Source organism: Cupriavidus metallidurans CH34 (genome assembly GCF_000196015.1).
In the GTDB taxonomy this organism is placed as follows: domain Bacteria; phylum Pseudomonadota; class Gammaproteobacteria; order Burkholderiales; family Burkholderiaceae; genus Cupriavidus; species Cupriavidus metallidurans.
Map to the genome: position 1 here is coordinate 1573683 of NC_007974.2, position 21565 is coordinate 1595247.

A 21565-nucleotide genomic window follows, 5' to 3' on the forward strand; every position below is an offset into this window, starting at 1 on the left:
CCAACGTCAGCAATAGCGCAAGACGGAGAACGCGCACGGCTACATCCGCTTGTCGTGCAGTGCCCCGCCGCTGAGGTCAACCATCTCGGGCGTGACTTCCGCGAACCGCAGCATCTTGCCGCCATATTGCGCCACGAAGGTGCGCGCATCAGCCTCCTGCTGGAAACTGGCAAGCGTCGGGCCCATCGAGCCATGGCGCTTGCTGCCCTGGACGTAGAAGCCCGTCCGGGCATCGAACCAGTTGCCGCGGGGGCGCTCCCAGTCGGCATTCGCCATATCCTGCACGAACACGGCGCGAATCGGCCTTGCCTGCTCCGGCCGCAGCAAGGTGTTGAACATCTCAACCGTGTCGCAACACCAGTGTGGTCGCGCGTCCCCAGTGTAATAAAGCTGGGCCTTCGGACCTGGGTAGTCGCCCAGCAACATGCCATCGAGGTCGCAGGATGCGGCGGCGTCGATCTCCACCGGGGCGATGGTGGTGTCGGTTTGCTTGCTGCACGCAGCCATGGCGAGCAGGCCGGCCGACCCGGCCAGGGCAACCGCCAGAAGGCGGCGACGATCATGGTTCATAGTCGAAATCTCCAGGCAGCCAGCGCTAGCGGGGCCGCGATCCACCCCAGCATCGCGCCGCCCATGGCCCAGGGGTTGTCCAAGGCGGGCGGAACGATGCTGACCAGACCCTGCAGGCCGCGCAATTGCTCCAGCGAGAACACGTTGAGAATGCGGAAAATATCGGTCGGATTGAGGAGCAGCACGTACGCCAGCGCCTCGCCGCCGAAGCTGCCACCGCTGGCTACGAGCAAGCCGAGCATCAGCAGGTCGAACACCAGTACAAAGCCGAACCACAGGCCGATGGCGGCTCCGGACGCACGCGCACGGTCTCGGCTGATGACCGAGATCAGCAGCGACAGGCTGAGAAACACCAGCCCCAGCAGTATCGAACTGACCACGAAGCCAAATGCGTGGAACAGCCCGACCCAACCAAACTGTTGCCAGAGCAATACGACCATCAGCGCGAATCCGGCCAGCGTGGAAAGCGTAAGCGCCACCGCCAGCCCAAGGTATTTGCCGAGCAACACTTCGAACCGCGTCACCGGCAGGGCCAGCAACAGGTCCAGCGAGCCGCGCTCGCGCTCGCCCACCACGGCGTCGAACCCAAGTAGTAGCGCAATCATCGGGATCAGATAGATGACCAGGCTGACCAGGCTGGTGATGACGAACTCCAGCGAGCGCGGCCCGAGCGTCCCTTGCTCGGCGCCGCCGAAGTAGCAGATCACCAGCGAGAACACCGCGAACACCGTGGCCACCGCCAGTACCCAGCGATTACGCAGGCGATCGCGCAACTCCTTGGCCGCGAGGGTGACCACCTGTCTGCACTCGATAGCCATCACGCCGCCTCCTTCAATCCGAAGAACACGTCTTCCAGCGTCGGCTCCTGAATCTGCAGATCGAGCAGACGCCCGCCCATGGGATGCAGCGCCCCCAGGACCTGCATCTTGAGAGACCGCCTGCAACGCAGGATCAGCTCATACTCGGCGCGCCCGTTCTCGAGTTCGATGCCCTGCGCGCGCAGTGGCGCAAAGTGCTGCCACAACGCGGCACGCGCGCCGCGCTCGACGCGCAATGCCAGCGTCACCGGCAGATCAAGCTGCCGGCGCAACTCGGCCACGCTGCCCACGGCCAGGATGCGTCCGTTGCCCATGATGGCAAGGCGATCGATCCGTTGCTGCAACTCCGCCAGAATGTGGGAAGTGATCACGATGGTGACGCCCTGCTCGCGCAGCGCCTGGAGCATGGCGTAGAAGTCGTGAATGGCCGCCGGATCCAGCCCATTGGTGGGCTCGTCGAGAAAAACGACGCGCGGCGACCCCAGCAGCGCCTGCGCGAAGCCGAGCCGCTGCCGCATGCCCTTCGAATAGGCCCGCACCGGCTTCTCCGCCGCGCCAGCCAGCCCTACGCGCGCGAGCAGCAGCTCGCAATCCGCCAATGGCGCCCCTTTCATCCGGCCGAAGAAACGCAGCGTCTCGAGTCCGCTCAGGTTGTCGTAGAGCACCAGATTCTCCGGCAGATAGCCGATCTGGCGGCGCGCGGCCCTGAACGCGGCCCCACCCACGGATGCCCCGGCGACGCGAATATCGCCTTCGCTGGCAGCGATCAGGCCCAGCATCATCCTGAACAAGGTGCTCTTGCCCGCGCCGTTGTGGCCGATCAACCCGAACAGTTCGCCGTAACCGATTTCCAGATCGACGTCGTCGACGGCCCGGACAGCGCCATAGTCCTTGCAAACGCCACGCAGCGCGATGGCGGCCTGCCCTTCAACGTGAATGTGCTCTGTCACGCCAGGTACTCCAATTCTTGTTGACGGGCTGCGCCCGCGGGTAGGCGTCGACGACGGTCGGCACGCGCAGAACGGGGAACTGCCGGCTCACGAAGCGCAGTGCCTGCACGGCAGGGCTGGCCAGTAGCAACTGGACGCCCGGATGACGCCAGATCAGGCGGTCGAGGACATCGCTGGCCTCATAGGGCAGATCGCCAATGCCATCGCCATCGCGGTCCCAGCCGAGGTAGTCGCTCCAGAAGTTGCCCTGATCGCGTTCCGACGGTTTGCGCCCGCCCCAGGGTTCATCGCGCGCGCCCAGATAGCGCACCTGTTCCCGGTTGCCGATGAAGTCGTTGCCCTGCACCACGTTGCGCGTTGATCCGGCCGAAAGGTGGACGCCGACCTGATTGCCGATGACCAGGTTGCCGCGCAACTCCGTGTATTCGACGTCGTAGATAAAGAACCCACGGTCATTGTCGGCGACGACGTTGTTCTCCACGCGCGAGTCCTGCAGCGTGCGCAGCATGATGCCGTGGTCGGCATTGCCCCAGGTCCGGTTATTGCGCACGACCTGGTCGCGCACCTCCATCAACGCCAGCCCGCCGCGATTGTTGTAGCTGTCATTGTCCTCCCACAGGTTGTAGTAGGAGTTCATGTAGTGCGTGCCGTAGCGGCTATGGTGCAGCCGGTTTCCCTTGAAGATCGCGTGGTGCGACACATCGACGTAGAGCGCATCGCGCACAAAGCTGATGTTGTTGTCGATAATGCGGGCGCCTTTGGTGTTGTAGAGCTGTACGCCATTGCCGCGCTGCGCGGAGTTGTAGTCGCGCTTGCCGGTGATGGTATTGCCTTCGACGCGCACGTCATCCGCCTTTTCGATCCACAGGCCGAACAGGTTGTAGGTCAGGTCGCAATGCCGCACCACGGCGCGGTGCGCCCCCGGCAGGATATTGATGCCGGCGTTCTGGTCCTTCAGGCTGTCTCCGGAATCGCGCACGATCAATCCCTCGATAACGACGTCCGACGCGGTGACGCGCAAGGTGTCCCCGTGCTGGCCGCCGCTGATCGTCGGACGATCCACCCCGCGCAGCGTCAGGGCCTTGCCGATCACGAAGTTGCCCGTGTACGTGGCGCGTTCGATCTCCAGCACGTCGCCGGGCCGGGCCGCATCGATCGCAGCCTGGAGCGGCCGCCCGGGCGCAACCCGCACGGTCGCGCCCTGCGCGCCCGTCAGCCATCCTGCAAGAAGAATCAGAATCGGGACCCACTTCATACCTGGAGCAACCCAAGCGCCTTCAGCATCAGGAACAACGCGGCGCCAATCAGCAGGTTCTTGAATCCGACGTAGCTGAGCATGTCCATCACGGTCGCGCGCCGGTAGTTGGAACGCCACCACGGGCCATCCTTGACGTACCGCTTGCCGGACAAGCGAATCAGCACCTCGTAGACGCTCCAGCCGAACCACCATGCGATGATGGCGCCCGACGACAACTGCCCCATGGCGGCCAGCACCCACGCCACACTGGCCGCCAGCGCGAGCGAGATCCCGGCAATCTGCAAGGCACGGGCCGATGCCCAGCCGTCGCTGCTCCATGGCCAGAGGTGGTCGCGCAGTTCCAGCAGGAGCCAATACGCACCACGAGCCCCATCGCGCCCCTGCGGGGACACGCGGTCGGTCTGCATGCGCGGGTCCGGCCCTTGCGCAACGCGCGGGTTCATGGGCACTGGCTGGATCGGAATGTAGTAGCCATCCAGGCCGATTGGCGTGATTTCCAGGCCGTCCCGCTCGCGCCGCTTGCGCTCCTTGGCCAGCGGCGGGCAGCCCTTGACGTCGGTGTACAGCACCATGCAATCCAGGCAATGCAGGCATTCGCGGTGATCGATACGGCCATTCGCGTCGATCGCCTGCGAGCCGCAACCGACCGCGCATGCCTTGCAGCTATTGCAGTCCTGCTTGCGACGCAGGCCGAACCAGCGGAAGGTACTCGGCATGGCCAGCGCCGCGCCAAGCGGGCAGATGTACTTGCAGTACGGCCGCTCGATGAACAGCGACAGCCCGAGCAACGTGCAGACGAACAGCCCGTACGGCCAGGCCCGGTTGCTGATACCCACAAGGAACGTCGTCTTGAACGGCTCCACCTCCGCGAGCTTCTCTGCCAGCCCCATGGAGAACACCGACACCGTCAGCAAACCAAAGAAGATGACGTACTTCAACCACTTCAGCCGGTCGTGCCAGGCCCGCGGCAACGGCCGCTGCCAGCGTTTGAAGCCGATCCGGCCGCCAATCTTGTGGATGGCCTCTGACAACGATCCGAATGGGCACAGCCAGCCGCAGAACAGGCCCCGTCCGAACAGGAACACGGTCAGGATGATGAAGATCCAGAAGCAGAAGATGAACGGGTCGGTCAGGAACAACGACCAGGTCCACTGGAACAACAACGCGTGGAACCACGTCAGCACCTGCGTGATCGAGGGCTGCGCCATCGCGCCGAAGCCAACAAACCCGATGCTCAAGGCCCACGCGCTGTACTTGAAGAGGTTAACCGGCCATTTGTTCTTGTGGGTCGAACGGCGTGTCAACCGCTCACGCATGGCATACACCACCCCGACCACCAGCAGCAGGGCCACGAACAGTGCGATCTCGATTGCACGCGCGCGCCAGATGCGACGCCAGGGCGCCTCCGGTTCCTCGATGCGCGGACGACCATCCTGAAGCAGCTTGTCGGGCATCCAGTACGGCGCATCGAACGTGACGAAACTGCGCACGCCTGACGCGCGATCGACCCTGTTGCCCAGGAACGACAGCTTCCACGGATACGCCGGAGAGAATGCCGGCGAACGGATGATGAAGATTGCTGATTCGGTATAGGCAGGCGCGCCTTGGGCCTCCAGTCCATACAGGTTCAGGTAGTCCGAATCGCGGAACGTGAACGAGTCGGCTCCCTGCTTGATCTGGATGCGATCGTAGATGCCGCCGCGCACGAACCCCGATCCCTTGAACGACGCCGCGCCCGCCGTCCGGATCACGAAGATCGCGTGCTCGTCAGGCTTGAGTTGCGAATGCAGGTTGTTCCATGCCAACTGGCCAAGCAGGCTCGCGCCCAGGTCAGGATGGTTGAGATCGCCAAACCAGAGTTCGATAAACGGCTCCGAAGCGCGTTCCAGTCCAAGCTGTTCAGGCCGGATCAGCAACCGCTGCACGCTGCCTTGCTTGACGGCATCGGCCCAGCTCATGGGCTTGCCGGTCACGGCGTACCGCGCCGGTTCGCGTCGTGTCTGCTCAAGGATGCCGACCTCGCGCGCCACGGCTGCCGTGGCGGTGGTCAGCACCTGGTTCTGGGCGATCACGGTCACGGTCGCCCCGGAAATCGCATCAACCCCAAGCACGCCCTCGTCGGGCCGCGACTGCCCCACTTCGATCTTGTCCTTGACCGACTTCCCGATGTACTGCTTGTTGAAATTCAGCAACGCGGATTCCGGAATCCCCAGCAGCAGGATCGGCTCCGAGTGCTTCAGTACCTTGATACCGACATAGTGCCCCTGCGTATCCATGCCGATCAGCGTCACCACCGGCTTGCCCGAGTACGCCGGGATGTCGGTGATATCGGTGGACAGCATCACATACCCCAGCAACGGCGCCTTGCCATCCTGCTCGGGACCGTAGGCTTCCACATACGGCGGCTGCCCCTTGCGCTCGGAAAAGCGCGCGGCGCCGGGAAACACGTCGGCGCATGGCACAAGGGCGCACATATCCCTGGCCTCGCCCAGATTAGGCGGCAACGCGGCCTCATAGGCGGCGTGATCCGCCAACGCGGTCTGCATGCACAGGAACAGCAGCAGAAAAAATGCGGCCAACTTGGCCGCGAACTCCTGATTACCGGACTGCATCGTGCTTCATCGTCGCGTGTGCCGAAATCCGGCACACGCGCGCCTCCTGTCAGAGTCAGGCTTCAACAATCATGCGACTGCGCATTTCGAGATGCAGTGCATGGCAGAAATGCGTGCAGTAGCACCAGAACACGCCTGGCTTGTCGGCAACGAACGTTACCGACGCGGTTTCCTGCGGATTGACGATGAAGTTGACGTTGTACTTCGGTATGGCGAAGCCGTGCGTCAGATCCTCGATCTTGTCGAGATTGGTAAGGATCAGCGTCACCTCGTCGCCCTTCTTGAGCTTGAACTCGCGCAGACTGAACGCAGGCGCCTGAGACGTGATCTTCACCGTCACCTTCTTGCCGTTGCGGAACACGCCAGACTCTTTCGGATCCTTGATGGCCAGCGAGAAATCGTCCAGCGCGTAGACCTGCTTCGGGTGCAGCAGCTCGCGCTTGAAAATGATGAAGTCGTGCGGCTCCGGACGAACCGGATGATCCTGCAGCAGCACCATCTTCTCGCCGGAGATGTCGATGAACTGCTCGTTCTCGGGGTGCAACGGCCCAACCGGCAGGAAGCGATCCTTGGAGAATTTGCAGCCAACCGCCAGGAACTTGCCGTCGGCGGCAACCGTCTCCGATTGCGACGCATTCAGGTGGCCCGGTTGATACTGAACATCGAGCCTGTCCACCACGTACTTGGCGTTCTTGTCGCCATTGTGGAACTTGATGGCCGCTTCGACGTTCCACTTCACGATCTGGCTGTCGAGGAACAGCGTGGTGAAGGCGTTGCCGCGTCCGTCGAATGCCGTGTGGAGCGGCCCCAGGCCCAGTTCGACCTCGGCCACGATGGCGTCGTCGATCTTGGCAAGCTTGCCGTCGAACCACTCCAGCACGCGCGAAACGTCGATCACAGTGGCGGTAGGCGAGAGCTTGCCGGAGCAGATGAAGTACTTCTGATCCGGGCTTGCATTCACGCCGTGCGGGTTCTTCGGCACCGACACGTAGGCGGTCAGCGCCTTCGTCGCCTCCTGGTTGCTGGCGCGGGTGCCATCCACGACCGGAACCTTGGAATCACCGATGGTCTTGAACTTGCCGGCCTTGACGGCCTCCTCGATGCGGGCGACGTTGAAGAACAGGCAGGCATCGCGTTCGGCGGACATCATGTCCTCGTAGTGCACGCCCATCTCGGTGTTGTACTGGTTGGTGGCGGCGAGCTTGCCGTCATACGACGTCGCTACCAGATCGCAGTTGCCGTCGATCAGCACCTGCCAGCGTACCTCCATGGTCTCGGCATCGACACAGGTGAAAAGCGAGTGGTACTTGCTGCCGTCTTCCGTCGGCACATTGGGCAGCGGGATCGAGAACTCACCGCCGCAGAACACACGTGTCGTGTAGTTGATCTTCGGGTCGACCGGGTCGCGCTTGTCCGGAAAGATGCCGTGGAAGCCCTGGACGTTCGGCAGTTCCGTGATCTTGTCGCAGATGAAGTAGTCCAGCCGCACGCGAGCCAGACGCGCATTGATCTTGTCGTTGATCCACGCGTAACGGCCGTCGTAGTTGCCGTCCTTGTAGGAGGCGTGAACGTGGTGGGTATCGCCCACCGTGTACTTCAGCGTGCCGTCCGGCTTGGTGCCCATCACCTTCCTGGACTCGTTGGTAATGCCCCAGCCCACCAGCGCATCCGGCACGAAGCACGGGATGCGATGAATTTCGCGACCTGACGGCATGCCGAACACGCGCATATCGCCGGTATGGCCGCCGCTCCAAAGACCGTAGTACGTGTCCAGTTCACCGGGCTTCGGGTGCAGGCCCGCGATTTCGTGTCCGGATGCAGCCGGCGCCGCAGCACCCGAAGCCGGTGCAGCGGCTCCCGCGGCTGGCGTTCCCTTATCCGTGCAGGCCACCACCGTCGCCAGCCCGGCCAGTGCCGCCGTGTTCATGAAGCGACGTCGCCCCAGCACGCTGGGCGCATTGTCCTGCGATGTCGTTAGCGAATCTTGCTTGGTCATCATCGGTCCTTGAATCGAATCTCACATGGCCGGACGCGAGCGCGCCAGCCGTCTTTTCCTTCTCGGTCTCTCTTCAACATCTCGATCCCTCTGCGGTTCTTCAGCTTCTCTTGGCAGAGCGATCTTCCGCTTGCGATTGGGGTAGGCGCTTGACATAAGTCATGTGCATCACAAAATAGGCATTTGCAATGCATGTTTGCAGGAGCAAAACATCCACAATGCGGAGCGTGTTGATTCACGAAGCTTTGATGCCCCGCTAAAAGGAGAAAACGATGCGTATCAAGACCCTGTTGCTGACACTGATTTGCGGCGCTGCTCTGGCGGCCTGCGGACAAAAGGAAAGCGCCGCACCTGCGCCGGCCGAGGCCACCGCGGCACCAGCACCGGCCGCTGCGCCCGCGGCTACTGCGGCCACCACCAGTGAACCCGAGAACGCGCTGGGCAAGCGCACGTATGGCTCGGTTTGCTCGATGTGCCACGCGGCAGGCGTGGCCGGCGCACCCAAGCCAGGCGACAAGGCCGACTGGGGTCCGCGCATTGCCCAGGGCAACGACACGCTTTACAAGCACGCACTGGAAGGCTTCACCGGCAGCAAGGGATCGATGCCCGCGCGCGGTGGCTCGACAACGCTGCAGGATGACGCCGTCAAGGCAGCGGTGGACTACATGACGGCACAATCCCGCTGACGCCATGCACGCGCTCTCTCCTTCCGGCCTTGCCCGGCGGCGCTACCTGACGGCGGCACCGCTGCTTGCCCTCGGCATGTTCGTCCTGCCGGCATTGGCCGATTCATCGGTCCGGCACGCCTCACGCCGGCTGCTCGGCACGCGGGTGGACATCGTGACCGACGGCGTGCCAGCGGATGCGGCCGCGCAGGCCATCGACGCGGCGTTCGCCGAGATGGGCAGGCTCGAACGGATCATGAGCCGCTATCGTCCGGACAGTCAGGTCAGTGCCCTGGCACGTGCTGCCGGCAAGCACCCGGTACCCATCGCGCCCGAGTTGATGTCGGCGCTCAGGTTGGCTAGCGAGGTCTCCGCGCGCAGCCAGGGCGCCTTCGACATTACGGTCGGCGCGTTTGAAGGCTGGAACTTCGATCCGGGCCATGAGCAAGTGCCCGGGCAAGCCGAACTGACGCAAGAGCGACCACTAGTGAACTACCGTGATGTCGTTCTGGACTCAACGCGCGGTAGCGCCTATCTACGGCGTCCCGGCATGAAGCTGGATCTGGGCGGCATCGCCAAGCTCCCGATCCTGCAAGCCGGCATGGACGTGCTGCGGCAGCAAGGCATCTCGAATGCGATGCTCAATGGCGGAGGCGACGTGCTGGTCAGCGGCAGGCTTCAGGGCCGCGACTGGCGTATCGGCCTGCGCGACCCGCTTGCGCCGGAGCGATTGCTGGGAGTAGTGGCGATCACCGATGGCGTCGTGGCGTCGTCGGGCGACTATGAGCGCTGCTTTGCCCGTGATGGCCAGCGCTATCACCACATCCTTGACCCTCGAACCGGCCTGCCAACCCGGGGGCCGCACGGGGTCACGCTGGTCGCGCGCAAAACAAGTGACGTCAACGGCCTCGGGGCCGCTATCATGGTGGCTGGTACAGCGGCAGGACGGAGCCTGCTGGGGCCCATGGCTAACGTGGATGCTCTGATTGTCGGGCCCGGGTCTCATCCATGGATGTCCGAAGGCATGGCGACCCGTATGCGGTCGTGAAACTATGATTTAGCGCATGGCTTCACGTGGGGAGCCGCGCTACCCTCCCACTCCTGACGCAGAGACACTAGCAGAATGAAGCAGAGCGGCCCCGGTTCGGGGTGCGGCCGCAGACAGTCCGCCAGGACCGATCAAGGCCGCGCAACGACGCCGGGATCATTTTGATGGTGTCTCTACCTGTCTCTAAACGCCCCCTCCGCCCTAAACAGGTGCAGAGACTCACCGGAGTTGCTGTTGAAACGCTTGCTTGCTTTCCTCCTGGGTACGCTCAGTCTGACCTTGCTCGCCCTGAATACGATTTTCTGGTGCACACCGCTGTTCGTGCTCGCCGTGATCAAATTGCTGTTGCCGTTCGCCGGTGTGCGACGGCTGATCGACCCCATTCTCAACCGCATCGCGACAAGCTGGATCAGCTGCAACGGCGTCTGGATCGGCCTGCTCCAGCGTGAGCCCTGGGCCGTGGAAGGTCTCGGTTCGTTGCGCCCGGACAGCTGGTATCTGGTTAACTGCAACCACCGCTCCTGGGTCGACATCTTCGTGCTTCAGCGCGTATTGAACCGGCGGATTCCACTGCTGAAGTTCTTCCTGAAGCAGCAGCTCATCTACGTGCCGGTTATTGGCCTGGCCTGGTGGGCGCTGGATTTCCCGTTCATGCGGCGGCATTCGAAAGCCGCGCTGCGCAAGAATCCTGAATTGCGCAACCAGGACCGCGAGACCACGCGACGCGCGTGCGCCAAGTTCGCCCGGATTCCGACCAGCGTGATGACCTTTGCGGAAGGCACGCGCTACACCCCGGTCAAGCATCGGGCGCAATCGTCCCCGTATCGCCATCTGCTCAAACCCAAGGCTGGCTCGCTCGCCATGGCGCTCAACGCGATGGGAGAACAGTTCCACGCGCTGCTGGATGTCAGCATTGCCTACCCGGATGGCACACCCACATTCTGGCAACTTGCCAGCGGTCAGGCTGGCAGGGTAATGGTGCATATCCGGGAACTGCCGATCCCGCCGGACTTCTGCACCAGCGACTACAACAGCGATGCAACCTTCCGCGGTGAATTTCACCGCTGGCTGGGGCAGGTCTGGGAAGAAAAGGACGAGCAGATTGCCACCATGCTCGCCCAGGCCGCTCGGCCCTAGAAGGCCGTTTCAAAAAGATTCTGGCGTCGTGCGGGGCCTTGCCAGAACCGCTTCGCTTCAATCTGAAACAGCTTTAATTGCTCACCACGCTCTCGGAGACCGGCAAGATCTCCGAAAGCGCGAGCTTGATGCTCTGCCAGGTCGCCGCCTCTTCGGCCTCGGTGCATTCTCCGTGCTGGCGCTTGGTTGCCCCGATCCTGTTCAGCACCAGGTGACGCGAGGCAACCACCCCGACACCCTCAAGACAAGCCTTCACGCAAGCAAGCTGACAGCCATCGATCGCCAGAATCGGACGCCCCGACTGCGCGATCCGCGTCAGCGCGGGCACGCGGCCTCCTACCCCACTGATACAGGACATCTCGGCTTGGCCGCTGCGATCCAGCCGGACGGCAAAGGCATTGGCCAGTTGGGCGACACTTGAACACCCTGAGCAGGCGTAGACCAAAGGGAGTCTGGAGCGATCGGACGTAGACATCATGAACTCGGCAGAACAAAGGAAAACAGGCGCCGGGTCGGGCGCCTGACATGGGGAGTGGGAACGGTTCGGCCGTCGTAATCAGGCGCCGCCGCAACCGCCGCAGCACTGACCAACCTTGGCGGCCGATGCAACCTTCTTGATGGCCACGCGCCAAGTGGCGGGGCCTTGTTCCAGGTAGTCCCAGGCAAACTGGCCAGGACGCTCGATCTGGAATTGCATCTGAAGCGGACGCGGATCATGGTCATTGACCAATTCCAGCGCCTGGCCGACCTCAAGCCCGGTAAACGTCGAGAAAATCAGCGGATGGCGGTCACGCGGCGGGATCGTGCGGAGGTCGAGTTGCGGGTTGGAAGTGGACTGAGACATGGAATTCCTTTCGGCTGGGTATGGCATCCGTAAAGATGCATTTAAATTGCATCAATAGTAGTGAGCGCAATCCGAGGCCGCTTGATGCAGATCAGACCAGCACCCCGACGAGCCCATCAAAGCCGTTGACATGCCTGAACAGCCACAAAAACGATGCCGCACACCGACGCCCCTGTGCTGGCAAAATGATGACCACGCCAGTCGCACTCATCGGGGTGCGCATCCGGGCGCACATCTGCACGCACATCTGCAAGCACACGAGGAGCCAAACCGCGATGAGCATGACCAGGAGCTTTGCCGCCACCGAACCGACCCGCGACGAGATCGATGCCCTGCCGGGCGCCACGCTGCTGGAGTTCGGCGCCCCGTGGTGCGGCTACTGCATGCGCGCCCAGCCGTTGATCGAGGAAGCGTTCGGCGGCTACCCGGCCATCCATCACGTGAAGGTCGAGGATGGGAGCGGTCGGCCGCTGGGTCGCTCGTTCCGTGTCAAGCTCTGGCCGACCTTGGTTTTCCTTCGGGATGGCAGGGAAGTAGCGCGGCTGGTAAGGCCGGAAAGTGCCAAGGACATCGCCGCGGCGATGCGGCGCATCCTCCCGTAAGGCAGCAGGACCCAGATACACCCGCCGCTGAAGACTGGGGACTGAAACCTGCCTAGATCTCCAGCGGCATTGCACTCGTGCACTTGATCTCGTCAAGGCACACGCTCGACTTCACCCCGCTCACACCCGGGATGCGCATCAAGGTGTCGAGCAGGAAGTCAGACAAGGACTTCAGGTCCTTGGCCACCACCTTCAGCACATAGTCGATGTCTCCGGTGACGGAGAAGCACTCCTGGATTTGCGCCAGTTCCGCCACCAGTCCCTTGAACTTGGACAGGTCGCGGATATGCCCGCGCTCCATCGTCACATGGATAAACGCCGTGACGCCGAAGCCAAGTGCCGAACTATCCAGCCGCGCCTCGTAGCGCTTGATGATGCCGCCCTCCTCCAGGCGGCGGTGACGCCGCAAAGTCTGCGCGGGCGACAGGCTGATGGCCTCCGCCAGTTCCAGATTCGACGCGCGGCCGTTTTCCTGCAGCACGCCCAGCAAGCGGCGATCCGTGCGATCAAGTTCCGGATGTTGCATTTTCGTTTCCCAAACTAGCCGTTTGACGAAATCTTATCTCATATCCGAGGGTTTTCCTGCGCCTCTAAGGAAATCCTATTTAGCTGGCCGGCATATAAACTTTTCGCATGTCGAGCAGCGTGGGAAGCGCCTCCGGGTGCCCCCAATCCGTTTCCCCGCCGCAATATTATTTCCACCCCCGCATCCGCCCCCGAGCACTGACCATGGCCGACCTCTTTGAAAACCCGATGAAGCTGATGGGCTTCGAGTTCGTTGAATTCGCCTCGCCCACGCCCAACGTCCTTGAACCGCTGTTCGAGAAAATGGGCTTCACCCTGGTGGCCCGTCACCGCTCGAAGGACGTCGTGCTGTACCGCCAGGGCGACATCAATTTCATCGTCAACAACGAGCCGCATAGCCCCGCCGCCTATTTCGCCGCCGAACACGGCCCGAGCGCCTGTGGCATGGCATTCCGCGTCAAGGATTCCCACCAGGCCTACAACCGCGCGCTGATGCTGGGCGCCCAGCCGGTGGAAATCGCTACCGGCCCGATGGAACTGCGCCTGCCCGCGATCAAGGGCATCGGCGGCGCGCCGCTCTACCTGATCGACCGTTTCGAAGACGGCAAGTCGATCTATGACATCGACTTCGAATTCATCGAGGGCGTGGACCGCCACCCGAAGGGCCACGGCCTGAAGCTGATCGACCACCTGACGCACAACGTCTACCGTGGCCGCATGGCGTACTGGGCGAGCTTCTACGAGCGCCTGTTCAACTTCCGCGAAATCCGTTACTTCGACATCCAGGGCGAATACACGGGCCTGACCTCGAAGGCGATGACCGCGCCGGACGGCAAGATCCGCATCCCGCTGAATGAAGAGTCGTCGAAGGGCGCCGGCCAGATCGAGGAATTCCTGATGGCGTTCAATGGCGAAGGCATCCAGCACATCGCCTTCTCCGTCGACAACCTGATCGAAGTCATCGACAGCCTGCAGATGGCCGGCGTCGAACTGATGACGGCACCGAACGACTATTACTACCAGGCCCTGGACACTCGTCTGCCGGGCCATGGCCAGCCGGTGGACCAGCTCAAGGCCCGCGGCATCCTGCTGGACGGCACGACAGAAGGCGGCAAGCCGCGCCTGCTGCTGCAGATCTTCTCGAAGACTGTGCTCGGCCCGGTGTTCTTCGAATACATCCAGCGCTCCGGCGACGATGGCTTCGGCGAAGGCAACTTCAAGGCGCTCTTCGAATCGCTCGAACGCGACCAGATCGAACGCGGCACGCTGAAGGTCTGATCTTCCGGGGGCTTTCGCCCCCGCCTCCCCGCTTGATACAGATTTGCGCCGGCATCCCCCCGGATGGCGGCGCGCACCCTGCGCCCGGCGTCACCCACGCCGGCGCGCTTTATTGACAAGCGTCCGCCTCAAGAGAGACGCGCCCGACATTCCACAAGAATGGGTAGAGGAAACAACTCATGCACGCTCCCGACAATCAAGGCACGCTCAAGCGTGGCCTGAAGAATCGTCACATCCAGCTCATCGCGCTGGGCGGCGCCATCGGCACCGGCCTGTTCCTGGGCATCGCCCAGACCATCAAGCTGGCCGGCCCCTCGGTGCTGCTGGGCTACGCGCTGGCCGGCGTGGTCGCCTTCTTCATCATGCGCCAGCTCGGCGAAATGGTCGTGGACGAGCCCGTCGCCGGCTCGTTCAGCTACTTCGCCAACAAGTACTGCGGACACTTCGCCGGCTTCATGTCCGGCTGGAACTACTGGGTGCTCTACATCCTCGTCAGCATGGCCGAGCTATCGGCCGTCGGCATCTACGTCCAGTACTGGTGGCCCGGCATTCCGACCTGGATTTCCGCGCTGGCCTTCTTCCTGATCATCAACGCGATCAACCTTGCCAGCGTGAAGTCGTTCGGCGAGATGGAATTCTGGTTCTCGATCATCAAGGTGGCGGCCATCGTCGGCATGATCGGTTTCGGCGGCTACCTGCTGGCCACCGGCACCGCGGGCCCCGACGCCAGCATCGCCAACCTGTGGCAACACGGCGGCTTCTTCCCGAACGGCTTCAGCGGCCTGGTGATGGCCATGGCTGTGATCATGTTCTCGTTTGGCGGCCTCGAACTCGTGGGCATCACCGCTGCGGAAGCAGACAGCCCCGAGAAGAGCATCCCGAAGGCGACCAACCAGGTCATCTACCGCATCCTGATCTTCTACGTCGGCGCGCTGGCCGTGCTGCTGTCGCTGTATCCGTGGGAAAAGGTCGTGACCGGTGGCAGCCCGTTCGTGCTGATCTTCCACGCAATGAACAGCAACGTGGTAGCCACCGTGCTCAATATCGTGGTGCTGACCGCCGCCCTGTCGGTCTACAACAGCGGCGTCTATTGCAACAGCCGCATGCTGCTGGGCCTGGCGCAGCAAGGCAACGCCCCGCGCTCGCTGATGCGCGTGAACCGCCGCGGCATTCCGCTGACCGCGCTGGCCGTCTCGGCCATCGCCACCGGCATCTGCGTGGTGATCAACTACTTCATGCCCGGCGAGGCCTTCGAACTGCTGATGGGCCTGGTGGTCTCGGCCCTGATCATCAACTGGGCGATGATCAGCATCATCCACCTGATGTTCCGTCGCGCCAAGGCAGCCGCCGGCAAGACCACGCGCTTCCAGAGCCTGGGCTACCCGCTGACCAACTACGTGACGCTGGCCTTCCTGGCAGGCATCCTCGTGGTGATGTTCCTGACGCCTGGCCTGCGCATCTCGGTCTACCTGATTCCGGTATGGCTTGGCGTACTTGGCGTAAGCTATCGCCTCCGGCAGAAAAAGGCCGGTTCGGCCATGCCCGCCGCCAGCGCCCAGATCCAGTAATTGCCGGTGCGGCCTCCGGGCCGCCGCCCTCCTGAACCAAACAGCCAGACGCATCCCATGTTCGAACATATAGAAGCCTTTCCGGGTGACCCGATCCTCTCGCTCAACGAGGACTTCCAGCAGGACCCGCGTACCAACAAGGTCAATCTGAGCATCGGCATCTACTTCGACGACGAAGGCCGCCTGCCGGTGATGAAGGCCGTGGCGGAAGCCGAGGCCGCGCTGCTGTCGGACATGGGTCCGCGCCCGTACCTGCCGATGTCCGGCATGGCCGCGTATCGTCAGGCCGTGCAGGCGCTGGTGTTCGGCGAGGATTGCGCCGCCCGCGCCGAAGGCCGCGTCGCCACGCTGCAGACGCTGGGCGGCTCGGGCGCGCTGCGCGTCGGCGCCGATTTCCTGAAGCGCTACTTCCCGAAGGCGGAGATGTGGATCAGCGATCCGAGCTGGGAGAATCACCGCGTGGTCTTCGAGCGTGCCGGCTTCAAGGTCAACACTTACCCGTACTACGATCCGGCCACCGGCGGCCTGAAATTCGACGCGATGCTTGCCGCGATCGAAGCGATCCCGCAAGGCGACATCGTGCTGCTGCACGCGTGCTGCCACAACCCGACCGGCGTCGACCTGAACCAGGACCAGTGGCGCCAGGTGATCGGCGTGCTCAAGGCGCGCAAGCTGCTGCCGTTCGTCGACATGGCCTACCAGGGTTTCGGCTCGGGCCTGGACGATGACGCCTTCGCCGTGCGCGAACTGGCCCGCCAGAATGTGCCCTGCCTGGTGGCCAATTCGTTCTCGAAGAACTTCTCGCTGTACGGCGAGCGTTGCGGCGGCCTTTCGGTGGTCTGCCAAAGCGCCGACGAAGCCAGCCGTGTGCTGGGCCAGCTTACCGGCGCCGTGCGCGCCAACTACAGCAACCCGCCGACCCACGGCGCGCGCGTGGTGGCCCGTGTGCTGACCACGCCGGCGCTGCGCGCGAACTGGGAGCAGGAACTGGCCGCGATGTGCCAGCGCATCACCCGTATGCGCCAGGCCATCCACGACCACCTGCGCGAGCATGTGAGCGGCGAAAAGCTCTCGCGCTACATCACCCAGCGCGGCATGTTCACGTACACCGGTCTGTCGGCCGATCAGGTCGACCGCCTGAAGAACGAGCACGGCGTGTACGTGCTGCGCTCGGGCCGCATGTGCGTGGCCGGTCTGAACGAGCGCAACGTGGGCGTCGTCGCCAACGCCATCGGGCAGGTGCTGAAGGCCTGAAACGCCTGAAGCACGCCTTTGCAGTCACAAGGCCACCCTCGGGTGGCCTTGTTCTTTTCCCGTCCGGCGTTTTTGTCTTATGATGCCGCCCACCTCCATGGCCGGCAGCCTATGTCCAATACCAATACAACACCAGCCGTCCCCGTTCCCGGCCTGCGCCGCGAACTGCGCGCGCGCCATCTGACCATGATCGCCATCGGCGGGTCGATTGGCACCGGACTCTTCGTCGCCTCAGGCGCCACGATCGCCCAGGCCGGCCCCGGCGGCGCGCTGGCCGCCTACATCCTGATCGGCGCGATGGTCTACTTCCTGATGACCAGCCTGGGCGAACTGGCCGCGTACATGCCCGTGTCCGGGTCCTTTGCCACCTATGGCGCGCTGTACGTCGACGAGGGCTTCGGTTTCGCGCTTGGCTGGAACTACTGGTACAACTGGGCCGTCACGATCGCCGTGGAGCTGGCCGCGGCGCAGCTCGTCATGCAGTACTGGTTCCCCGACACGCCAGGCGTGCTATGGAGCGCCCTGTTCCTTGGCCTCATGTTCGCGCTCAACGCGATCTCCGTGCGCGGTTTCGGCGAAGCGGAATACTGGTGCGCGCTGATCAAGGTCCTCACGGTGATCGCCTTCATCGTCATCGGTACCTTGATGATCTTCGGCATCATGCGCGGTGATTTCTCCCACGCAGGCGGACTGGCCAACCTCACCACCGGCGATGCGCCGTTCGTCGGCGGCCTGCCCGCCATGATCGGGGTGGCGATGATCGCGGGCTTCTCGTTCCAGGGCACCGAACTGATCGGCGTGGCCGCCGGGGAATCCGACGAGCCGGCCAAGAACATCCCGCGCGCGGTGCGTCAGGTGTTCTGGCGCATCCTGCTGTTCTACGTGCTGGCGATCCTGATCATCGGCATCCTGATTCCGTACACCGACCCCAGCCTGCTCAAGACCGACGTGGAAACCGTAGGCGTAAGCCCGTTCACGCTGGTGTTCCGCCATGCGGGTCTTGCGTTTGCCGCGGGCGTGATGAACGCCGTGATCCTGACTGCCGTGCTCTCGGCCGGCAATTCCGGCATGTACGCGTCCACGCGGATGCTCTACAACCTGGCCACCGAGGGCCGCGCGCCGCGTATCTTCGCGCAACTCACCCGCAACGGCGTGCCCCTGGTCGCGCTGCTGGCCACCACCGCCGTCGGCGGCCTGTGCTTCCTGACGTCGCTGTTCGAAAGCAAGTCGGTCTACCTGTGGCTGCTGAACCTGTCGGGCATGACCGGCTTCATTGCGTGGCTGGGCATCGCGGTGAGCCACTACCGGTTTCGCCGGGGCTTCATGGCGCAGAGCCTCGACCTGAACCGCCTGCCCTATCGCTCACCGTTCTTTCCTTACGGGCCGATCTTCGCGTTCGTGCTGTGCATGATCGTCACACTCGGCCAGAACTACCAGGCCTTCAGCGAAGGCAAGATCGACTGGGTGGCCGTGACGGCCACCTATGTGGGCATTCCGATCTTCCTGCTGATCTGGCTCGGCTACCGGCTCGTGCGCAAGTCGCGCTTCGTGCCGTATGCCGAAATGAAATTCCCGGCCCTGCCTGAGATCGAAAAGGACGATTCACCCGTGACGCGGCCTCTGGCCCCGGCATCGGCCGAATAGCACGGCATACCGAAGCGCCCGAGTGACCGGGCGCTTCGGCAACCTTCCGCCGAAGCGTTTACCATCCTCGTCTAGCCTTCAACGTTACGAGGATCTCATGGCAGACCTGTCCGCCTTCCCCATTACCAAGCGATGGCCGGCGCAACATCCGGATCGCCTGCAGTTGTACTCGCTGAATACCCCCAACGGCATCAAGGTATCGTTGATGCTCGAGGAAACCGGCCTCCCCTACGAACCGCATTTGGTCCGCTTCGACAAGAACGACCAGATGACGCCGGAATTCCTGTCACTGAATCCGAACAACAAGATTCCGGCCATCCTCGACCCCAATGGCCCCGGTGGCAAGCCGCTGGCACTGTGGGAATCGGGCGCGATCCTGCTCTACCTGGCCGAAAAGACCGGCAAGTTCATGTCCGCCGATCCGGCCCTGCGCTACGAGACGATCCAGTGGGTCATGTTCCAGATGGGCGGCATTGGCCCGATGTTCGGACAGGTTGGCTTCTTCAACCGGTTCGCCGGCAAGGACTTCGAGGACAAGCGTCCGCGTGACCGCTATGTCAGCGAATCGCGCCGCCTGCTGAACGTGCTGAACGAACGCCTGAAGGGGCGCCAATGGATCATGGGCGACGACTACACGATCGCCGACATGGCCACCTTCCCGTGGATCCGCAACCTGCTGGGCTTCTACGAAGCCGGCGATCTGGTCGGCATTCAGGACTTCCCCGAAGTCACGCGCGTGCTCGGTGCGTTCGTGGCCCGCCCGGCCGTGCAACGCGCGGTCAATATCCCGAAGCGCCCTGAATGATCCGGACTCATGCCGGATAAGGCGAATTACGTGGCGTATTACGCGGCGTAGCCCAGCAACGCGCTGATCGCCGCGGCTTCTTCGCGCACGGCGCGGCCGACTGGTCCGTCGATCGAAGGATCGAACCCACCGGTCGCGCCCAGCGCCGTCAGCACCGCGCATACACGGCCCGTGTAGTCGCGCACCGGCGCCGCCACGGCGCTGATGCCCTTCAGGTTCGTATCACGCACCGATGCGCAGTCTTGTGCGCGAACGGGCTCGCGCAACTTGCCGAGCGGATCGACAGCATCGAGCAGCGCCCTTCGGTCAGGCGGCAGCATCTCCAGTTCCTCCTGCGCCAGTGCCTCCACGCTGGATTCATCGAGCAGTCCCAGAAACACGCGTCCGGTGGCCGAAGACAGCAATGGCATCACCGAACCGACGCGCGCGTTCACCGTGACCGGCAAACCCGGTTCCTCAATGCGTACGATGGTCGCCCCGCGGGTTCCCATCACCGCGACGAAGCAGGTCACTTCCAGCCGCTCGCGCAGGCGGATCAGGGCGGCTTCCGACAGCCGCAGCGGATCGGCCTGCCGCATCGCGGCCAGCCCGATCTGCAGCGCTTCGATCCCGAGGTGGTACTGCTGCGTGCCTGCCTCCTGCGCCACAAACCCTTCCTCCATCAGGCTCACCAGATATCGGTGCACTTTGGCCGGACTTTCGTCGAGCTGCGCGGCGATGGCCGTCAGGCTGGCGCGGCCGCCCAGACGGGCCAACCCCTTGAGCACGGCCATGCCGGTCTCGGCAGCCTGCACGCGCTGGCGTCGCGCTCGCGGGCGCGGTGCGGGGGTGGATTCGGCAGGTATGGCGGGCATGGCGGGTGTCCTTGGCATGGCGTCTGCGGTTAACCCTCATTCAATGATTACGCAATGCGTATATGATTTACGCAAAACAGGCCAAATACCATCCGGCCAAATACCAAGGAGACAACCTGATGCGCCCCTCTCAGCCTGCAGCGCTGTTCGCTGCATCCATTGTGTCTGTGACGTCCATGGCATTTGCCGCCAGCGCGGCACATGCCGCCGATAGCTATCCGACCAAGCCGATCCGCTGGATCGTGCCGTATGCAGCCGGTGGGGGTTCGGATTTCCTGGCACGCACGATCGGACAGGGGTTGTCGGCAAAGATCGGCCAGCCGGTGGTGGTGGACAACAAGCCCGGCGGCAACACGGCGATCGGCGCATCGGAAACCGCACGTTCGCCCGCTGACGGCTACACGGTGCTCTCCGCCGACAACGGCACGCTGGTATTCAACCCCGTGCTGTACAAGACGCTGTCCTATAACCCTACCCGCGACCTCGCGCCGGTGACGCTGATTGGCCGCTTCCCGATGATCCTGGTGGTGGGACCGGGTAGCACCGCGAAGACAGCGCAGGAATTCATCGCACAGGTCAAGGCCGCGCCCGGTGGCATCAACTATGGTTCCGCCGGCGCGGGCAGCCCTCACCATCTGGCGATGGAACTGCTCAAGGTGGAAGCGCACCTGACGATGACACACGCGCCCTATCGCGGCGCCGGCCCCGCTCTCTCCGACGTGGCCGCGGGCCAGATTCCCGCGATGATGGTCGACTTCGCCGCCGGCGCGGGCTTCATCAAGGGTGGCAAGGTACGCCCGCTGGCCGTGGCGAATCCCACCCGTCTGGCGCAACTGCCTGACGTGCCGACGTTCGCGGAACTTGGCTACAAGAATGTGGAGGCCGCCGCGCTGGTCGGGATGGTCGTGCCAGCCGGCACGCCGCCCGATGTGATTGCCACGCTGAACAAGCAGGTGGTGGCATCGATCAAGGACCCCGCCATCAACAAGAAGCTGGTGGATTTCGGCGTGGAGCCGGTAGGCAATTCCCCCACGCAATACAGCGACCTGCTGCGTGCCGAGAGCACGCGCTGGACCAAGCTGATTCACGATCTGAAGATCACGTTGGACTAATCTCGTTGGACTAATCTCGCTGGAC

The 21565-nt window shown here is 63.4% G+C and carries 20 protein-coding genes; 10 read left to right on the plus strand and 10 right to left on the minus strand.

The window, feature by feature from the left end:
- Nucleotides 1-39: 39 nt before the first annotated feature.
- Genes RMET_RS25200 through nosZ form a run of 6 tightly spaced genes read right to left on the minus strand, consistent with a single transcriptional unit; the run spans nucleotide 40 to nucleotide 8207 of the window.
- Complete coding sequence (locus RMET_RS25200; RefSeq protein WP_011519333.1) at nucleotides 40-570, minus strand: nitrous oxide reductase accessory protein NosL; 531 nt, start codon at nucleotides 568-570, stop codon at nucleotides 40-42.
- The gene (locus RMET_RS25205; RefSeq protein WP_011519334.1) at nucleotides 567-1388 is read right to left on the minus strand and encodes an ABC transporter permease; all 822 of its coding nucleotides are present in this window, start codon (nucleotides 1386-1388) and stop codon (nucleotides 567-569) included. Before RMET_RS25205 ends, RMET_RS25200 begins: the two co-directional genes overlap by 4 nt.
- On the minus strand, nucleotides 1388-2338 hold the full coding sequence (locus RMET_RS25210; RefSeq protein WP_011519335.1) for an ABC transporter ATP-binding protein: 951 nt from the start codon (nucleotides 2336-2338) through the stop codon (nucleotides 1388-1390). The genes RMET_RS25205 and RMET_RS25210 overlap by 1 nt, the downstream gene beginning before the upstream one ends.
- Complete coding sequence (locus tag RMET_RS25215) at nucleotides 2316-3593, minus strand: nitrous oxide reductase family maturation protein NosD (RefSeq protein ID WP_011519336.1); 1278 nt, start codon at nucleotides 3591-3593, stop codon at nucleotides 2316-2318. The genes RMET_RS25210 and RMET_RS25215 overlap by 23 nt, the downstream gene beginning before the upstream one ends.
- Nucleotides 3590-6208, minus strand: a complete 2619-nt coding sequence (locus tag RMET_RS25220) for a NosR/NirI family protein (protein ID WP_011519337.1) — start codon at nucleotides 6206-6208, stop codon at nucleotides 3590-3592. Before RMET_RS25220 ends, RMET_RS25215 begins: the two co-directional genes overlap by 4 nt.
- Before the next feature lie 55 nt (nucleotides 6209-6263).
- Complete coding sequence (gene nosZ / locus RMET_RS25225; RefSeq protein WP_029310164.1) at nucleotides 6264-8207, minus strand: TAT-dependent nitrous-oxide reductase; 1944 nt, start codon at nucleotides 8205-8207, stop codon at nucleotides 6264-6266.
- 269 nt (nucleotides 8208-8476) lie between these two features.
- On the opposite strand from nosZ, the gene RMET_RS25230 reads away from it, so the two are divergent.
- The 3 genes from RMET_RS25230 to RMET_RS25240 all read left to right on the plus strand — a co-directional run bounded on the left by RMET_RS25230 (nucleotide 8477) and on the right by RMET_RS25240 (nucleotide 11054).
- On the plus strand, nucleotides 8477-8890 hold the full coding sequence (locus tag RMET_RS25230) for a c-type cytochrome (RefSeq protein ID WP_011519340.1): 414 nt from the start codon (nucleotides 8477-8479) through the stop codon (nucleotides 8888-8890).
- A 4-nt stretch (nucleotides 8891-8894) separates the two neighbouring features.
- The gene (locus RMET_RS25235; protein ID WP_011519341.1) at nucleotides 8895-9917 is read left to right on the plus strand and encodes an FAD:protein FMN transferase; all 1023 of its coding nucleotides are present in this window, start codon (nucleotides 8895-8897) and stop codon (nucleotides 9915-9917) included.
- Between the two features lie 234 nt (nucleotides 9918-10151).
- Nucleotides 10152-11054 (plus strand): acyltransferase, encoded by a 903-nt coding sequence (locus tag RMET_RS25240; RefSeq protein ID WP_011519343.1) that lies wholly within the window; start codon nucleotides 10152-10154, stop codon nucleotides 11052-11054.
- A gap of 73 nt (nucleotides 11055-11127) precedes the next feature.
- Here the strand turns inward: RMET_RS25240 and RMET_RS25245 are convergent, their stop codons facing one another.
- A complete protein-coding gene (locus RMET_RS25245; protein WP_035822411.1) occupies nucleotides 11128-11529 on the minus strand; it encodes a putative zinc-binding protein in 402 nt (133 codons plus the stop codon).
- An 81-nt stretch (nucleotides 11530-11610) separates the two neighbouring features.
- Nucleotides 11611-11898 carry a DUF2249 domain-containing protein gene (locus RMET_RS25250; protein WP_011519345.1) on the minus strand — a complete coding sequence of 96 codons (288 nt, stop codon included), beginning with the start codon at nucleotides 11896-11898 and terminating at the stop codon, nucleotides 11611-11613.
- A gap of 275 nt (nucleotides 11899-12173) precedes the next feature.
- Here RMET_RS25250 and RMET_RS25260 point away from each other — a divergent pair, with 275 nt between their 5' ends.
- Complete coding sequence (locus RMET_RS25260) at nucleotides 12174-12500, plus strand: thioredoxin family protein (RefSeq protein WP_011519346.1); 327 nt, start codon at nucleotides 12174-12176, stop codon at nucleotides 12498-12500.
- A 52-nt stretch (nucleotides 12501-12552) separates the two neighbouring features.
- Here the strand turns inward: RMET_RS25260 and RMET_RS25265 are convergent, their stop codons facing one another.
- Nucleotides 12553-13026 carry an Lrp/AsnC family transcriptional regulator gene (locus tag RMET_RS25265; protein WP_008651063.1) on the minus strand — a complete coding sequence of 158 codons (474 nt, stop codon included), beginning with the start codon at nucleotides 13024-13026 and terminating at the stop codon, nucleotides 12553-12555.
- 203 nt (nucleotides 13027-13229) lie between these two features.
- On the opposite strand from RMET_RS25265, the gene hppD reads away from it, so the two are divergent.
- The 5 genes from hppD to RMET_RS25290 all read left to right on the plus strand — a co-directional run bounded on the left by hppD (nucleotide 13230) and on the right by RMET_RS25290 (nucleotide 19574).
- Complete coding sequence (hppD, locus tag RMET_RS25270) at nucleotides 13230-14303, plus strand: 4-hydroxyphenylpyruvate dioxygenase (RefSeq protein ID WP_011519347.1); 1074 nt, start codon at nucleotides 13230-13232, stop codon at nucleotides 14301-14303.
- A gap of 179 nt (nucleotides 14304-14482) precedes the next feature.
- Entirely contained in the window at nucleotides 14483-15871 is a 1389-nt protein-coding gene (locus tag RMET_RS25275) for an amino acid permease (RefSeq protein WP_011519348.1), read from the plus strand.
- Between the two features lie 57 nt (nucleotides 15872-15928).
- The gene (locus tag RMET_RS25280; protein ID WP_011519349.1) at nucleotides 15929-17125 is read left to right on the plus strand and encodes an amino acid aminotransferase; all 1197 of its coding nucleotides are present in this window, start codon (nucleotides 15929-15931) and stop codon (nucleotides 17123-17125) included.
- Nucleotides 17126-17236: 111 nt separating this feature from the next.
- Nucleotides 17237-18769 (plus strand): amino acid permease, encoded by a 1533-nt coding sequence (locus RMET_RS25285; protein ID WP_011519350.1) that lies wholly within the window; start codon nucleotides 17237-17239, stop codon nucleotides 18767-18769.
- A gap of 97 nt (nucleotides 18770-18866) precedes the next feature.
- Nucleotides 18867-19574, plus strand: a complete 708-nt coding sequence (locus RMET_RS25290) for a glutathione S-transferase N-terminal domain-containing protein (RefSeq protein ID WP_011519351.1) — start codon at nucleotides 18867-18869, stop codon at nucleotides 19572-19574.
- 38 nt (nucleotides 19575-19612) lie between these two features.
- On the opposite strand, the gene RMET_RS25295 is transcribed toward RMET_RS25290, so the two are convergent.
- Nucleotides 19613-20428: an IclR family transcriptional regulator gene (locus RMET_RS25295; RefSeq protein ID WP_011519352.1), complete on the minus strand. Its 816-nt coding sequence runs from the start codon at nucleotides 20426-20428 to the stop codon at nucleotides 19613-19615.
- A 176-nt stretch (nucleotides 20429-20604) separates the two neighbouring features.
- Between RMET_RS25295 and RMET_RS25300 the strand changes: the two genes are divergently transcribed.
- The gene (locus RMET_RS25300; RefSeq protein WP_409365172.1) at nucleotides 20605-21540 is read left to right on the plus strand and encodes a Bug family tripartite tricarboxylate transporter substrate binding protein; all 936 of its coding nucleotides are present in this window, start codon (nucleotides 20605-20607) and stop codon (nucleotides 21538-21540) included.
- Nucleotides 21541-21565 lie beyond the last annotated feature (25 nt).

What these genes read in the sequence shown, in the direction of transcription:
- RMET_RS25200 (WP_011519333.1), bottom strand. Translation starts at nt 570, where the DNA reads ATGAACCATGATCGTCGCCGCCTTCTGGCGGTTGCCCTGGCCGGGTCG.
- RMET_RS25205 (WP_011519334.1), bottom strand. Translation starts at nt 1,388, where the DNA reads ATGGCTATCGAGTGCAGACAGGTGGTCACCCTCGCGGCCAAGGAGTTG.
- RMET_RS25215 (WP_011519336.1), bottom strand. Translation starts at nt 3,593, where the DNA reads ATGAAGTGGGTCCCGATTCTGATTCTTCTTGCAGGATGGCTGACGGGC.
- RMET_RS25220 (WP_011519337.1), bottom strand. Translation starts at nt 6,208, where the DNA reads ATGCAGTCCGGTAATCAGGAGTTCGCGGCCAAGTTGGCCGCATTTTTT.
- nosZ (WP_029310164.1), bottom strand. Translation starts at nt 8,207, where the DNA reads ATGATGACCAAGCAAGATTCGCTAACGACATCGCAGGACAATGCGCCC.
- RMET_RS25230 (WP_011519340.1), top strand. Translation starts at nt 8,477, where the DNA reads ATGCGTATCAAGACCCTGTTGCTGACACTGATTTGCGGCGCTGCTCTG.
- RMET_RS25235 (WP_011519341.1), top strand. Translation starts at nt 8,895, where the DNA reads ATGCACGCGCTCTCTCCTTCCGGCCTTGCCCGGCGGCGCTACCTGACG.
- RMET_RS25245 (WP_035822411.1), bottom strand. Translation starts at nt 11,529, where the DNA reads ATGTCTACGTCCGATCGCTCCAGACTCCCTTTGGTCTACGCCTGCTCA.
- RMET_RS25250 (WP_011519345.1), bottom strand. Translation starts at nt 11,898, where the DNA reads ATGTCTCAGTCCACTTCCAACCCGCAACTCGACCTCCGCACGATCCCG.
- RMET_RS25260 (WP_011519346.1), top strand. Translation starts at nt 12,174, where the DNA reads ATGAGCATGACCAGGAGCTTTGCCGCCACCGAACCGACCCGCGACGAG.
- RMET_RS25265 (WP_008651063.1), bottom strand. Translation starts at nt 13,026, where the DNA reads ATGCAACATCCGGAACTTGATCGCACGGATCGCCGCTTGCTGGGCGTG.
- hppD (WP_011519347.1), top strand. Translation starts at nt 13,230, where the DNA reads ATGGCCGACCTCTTTGAAAACCCGATGAAGCTGATGGGCTTCGAGTTC.
- RMET_RS25275 (WP_011519348.1), top strand. Translation starts at nt 14,483, where the DNA reads ATGCACGCTCCCGACAATCAAGGCACGCTCAAGCGTGGCCTGAAGAAT.
- RMET_RS25280 (WP_011519349.1), top strand. Translation starts at nt 15,929, where the DNA reads ATGTTCGAACATATAGAAGCCTTTCCGGGTGACCCGATCCTCTCGCTC.
- RMET_RS25285 (WP_011519350.1), top strand. Translation starts at nt 17,237, where the DNA reads ATGTCCAATACCAATACAACACCAGCCGTCCCCGTTCCCGGCCTGCGC.
- RMET_RS25290 (WP_011519351.1), top strand. Translation starts at nt 18,867, where the DNA reads ATGGCAGACCTGTCCGCCTTCCCCATTACCAAGCGATGGCCGGCGCAA.
- RMET_RS25295 (WP_011519352.1), bottom strand. Translation starts at nt 20,428, where the DNA reads ATGCCCGCCATACCTGCCGAATCCACCCCCGCACCGCGCCCGCGAGCG.
- RMET_RS25300 (WP_409365172.1), top strand. Translation starts at nt 20,605, where the DNA reads ATGGCATTTGCCGCCAGCGCGGCACATGCCGCCGATAGCTATCCGACC.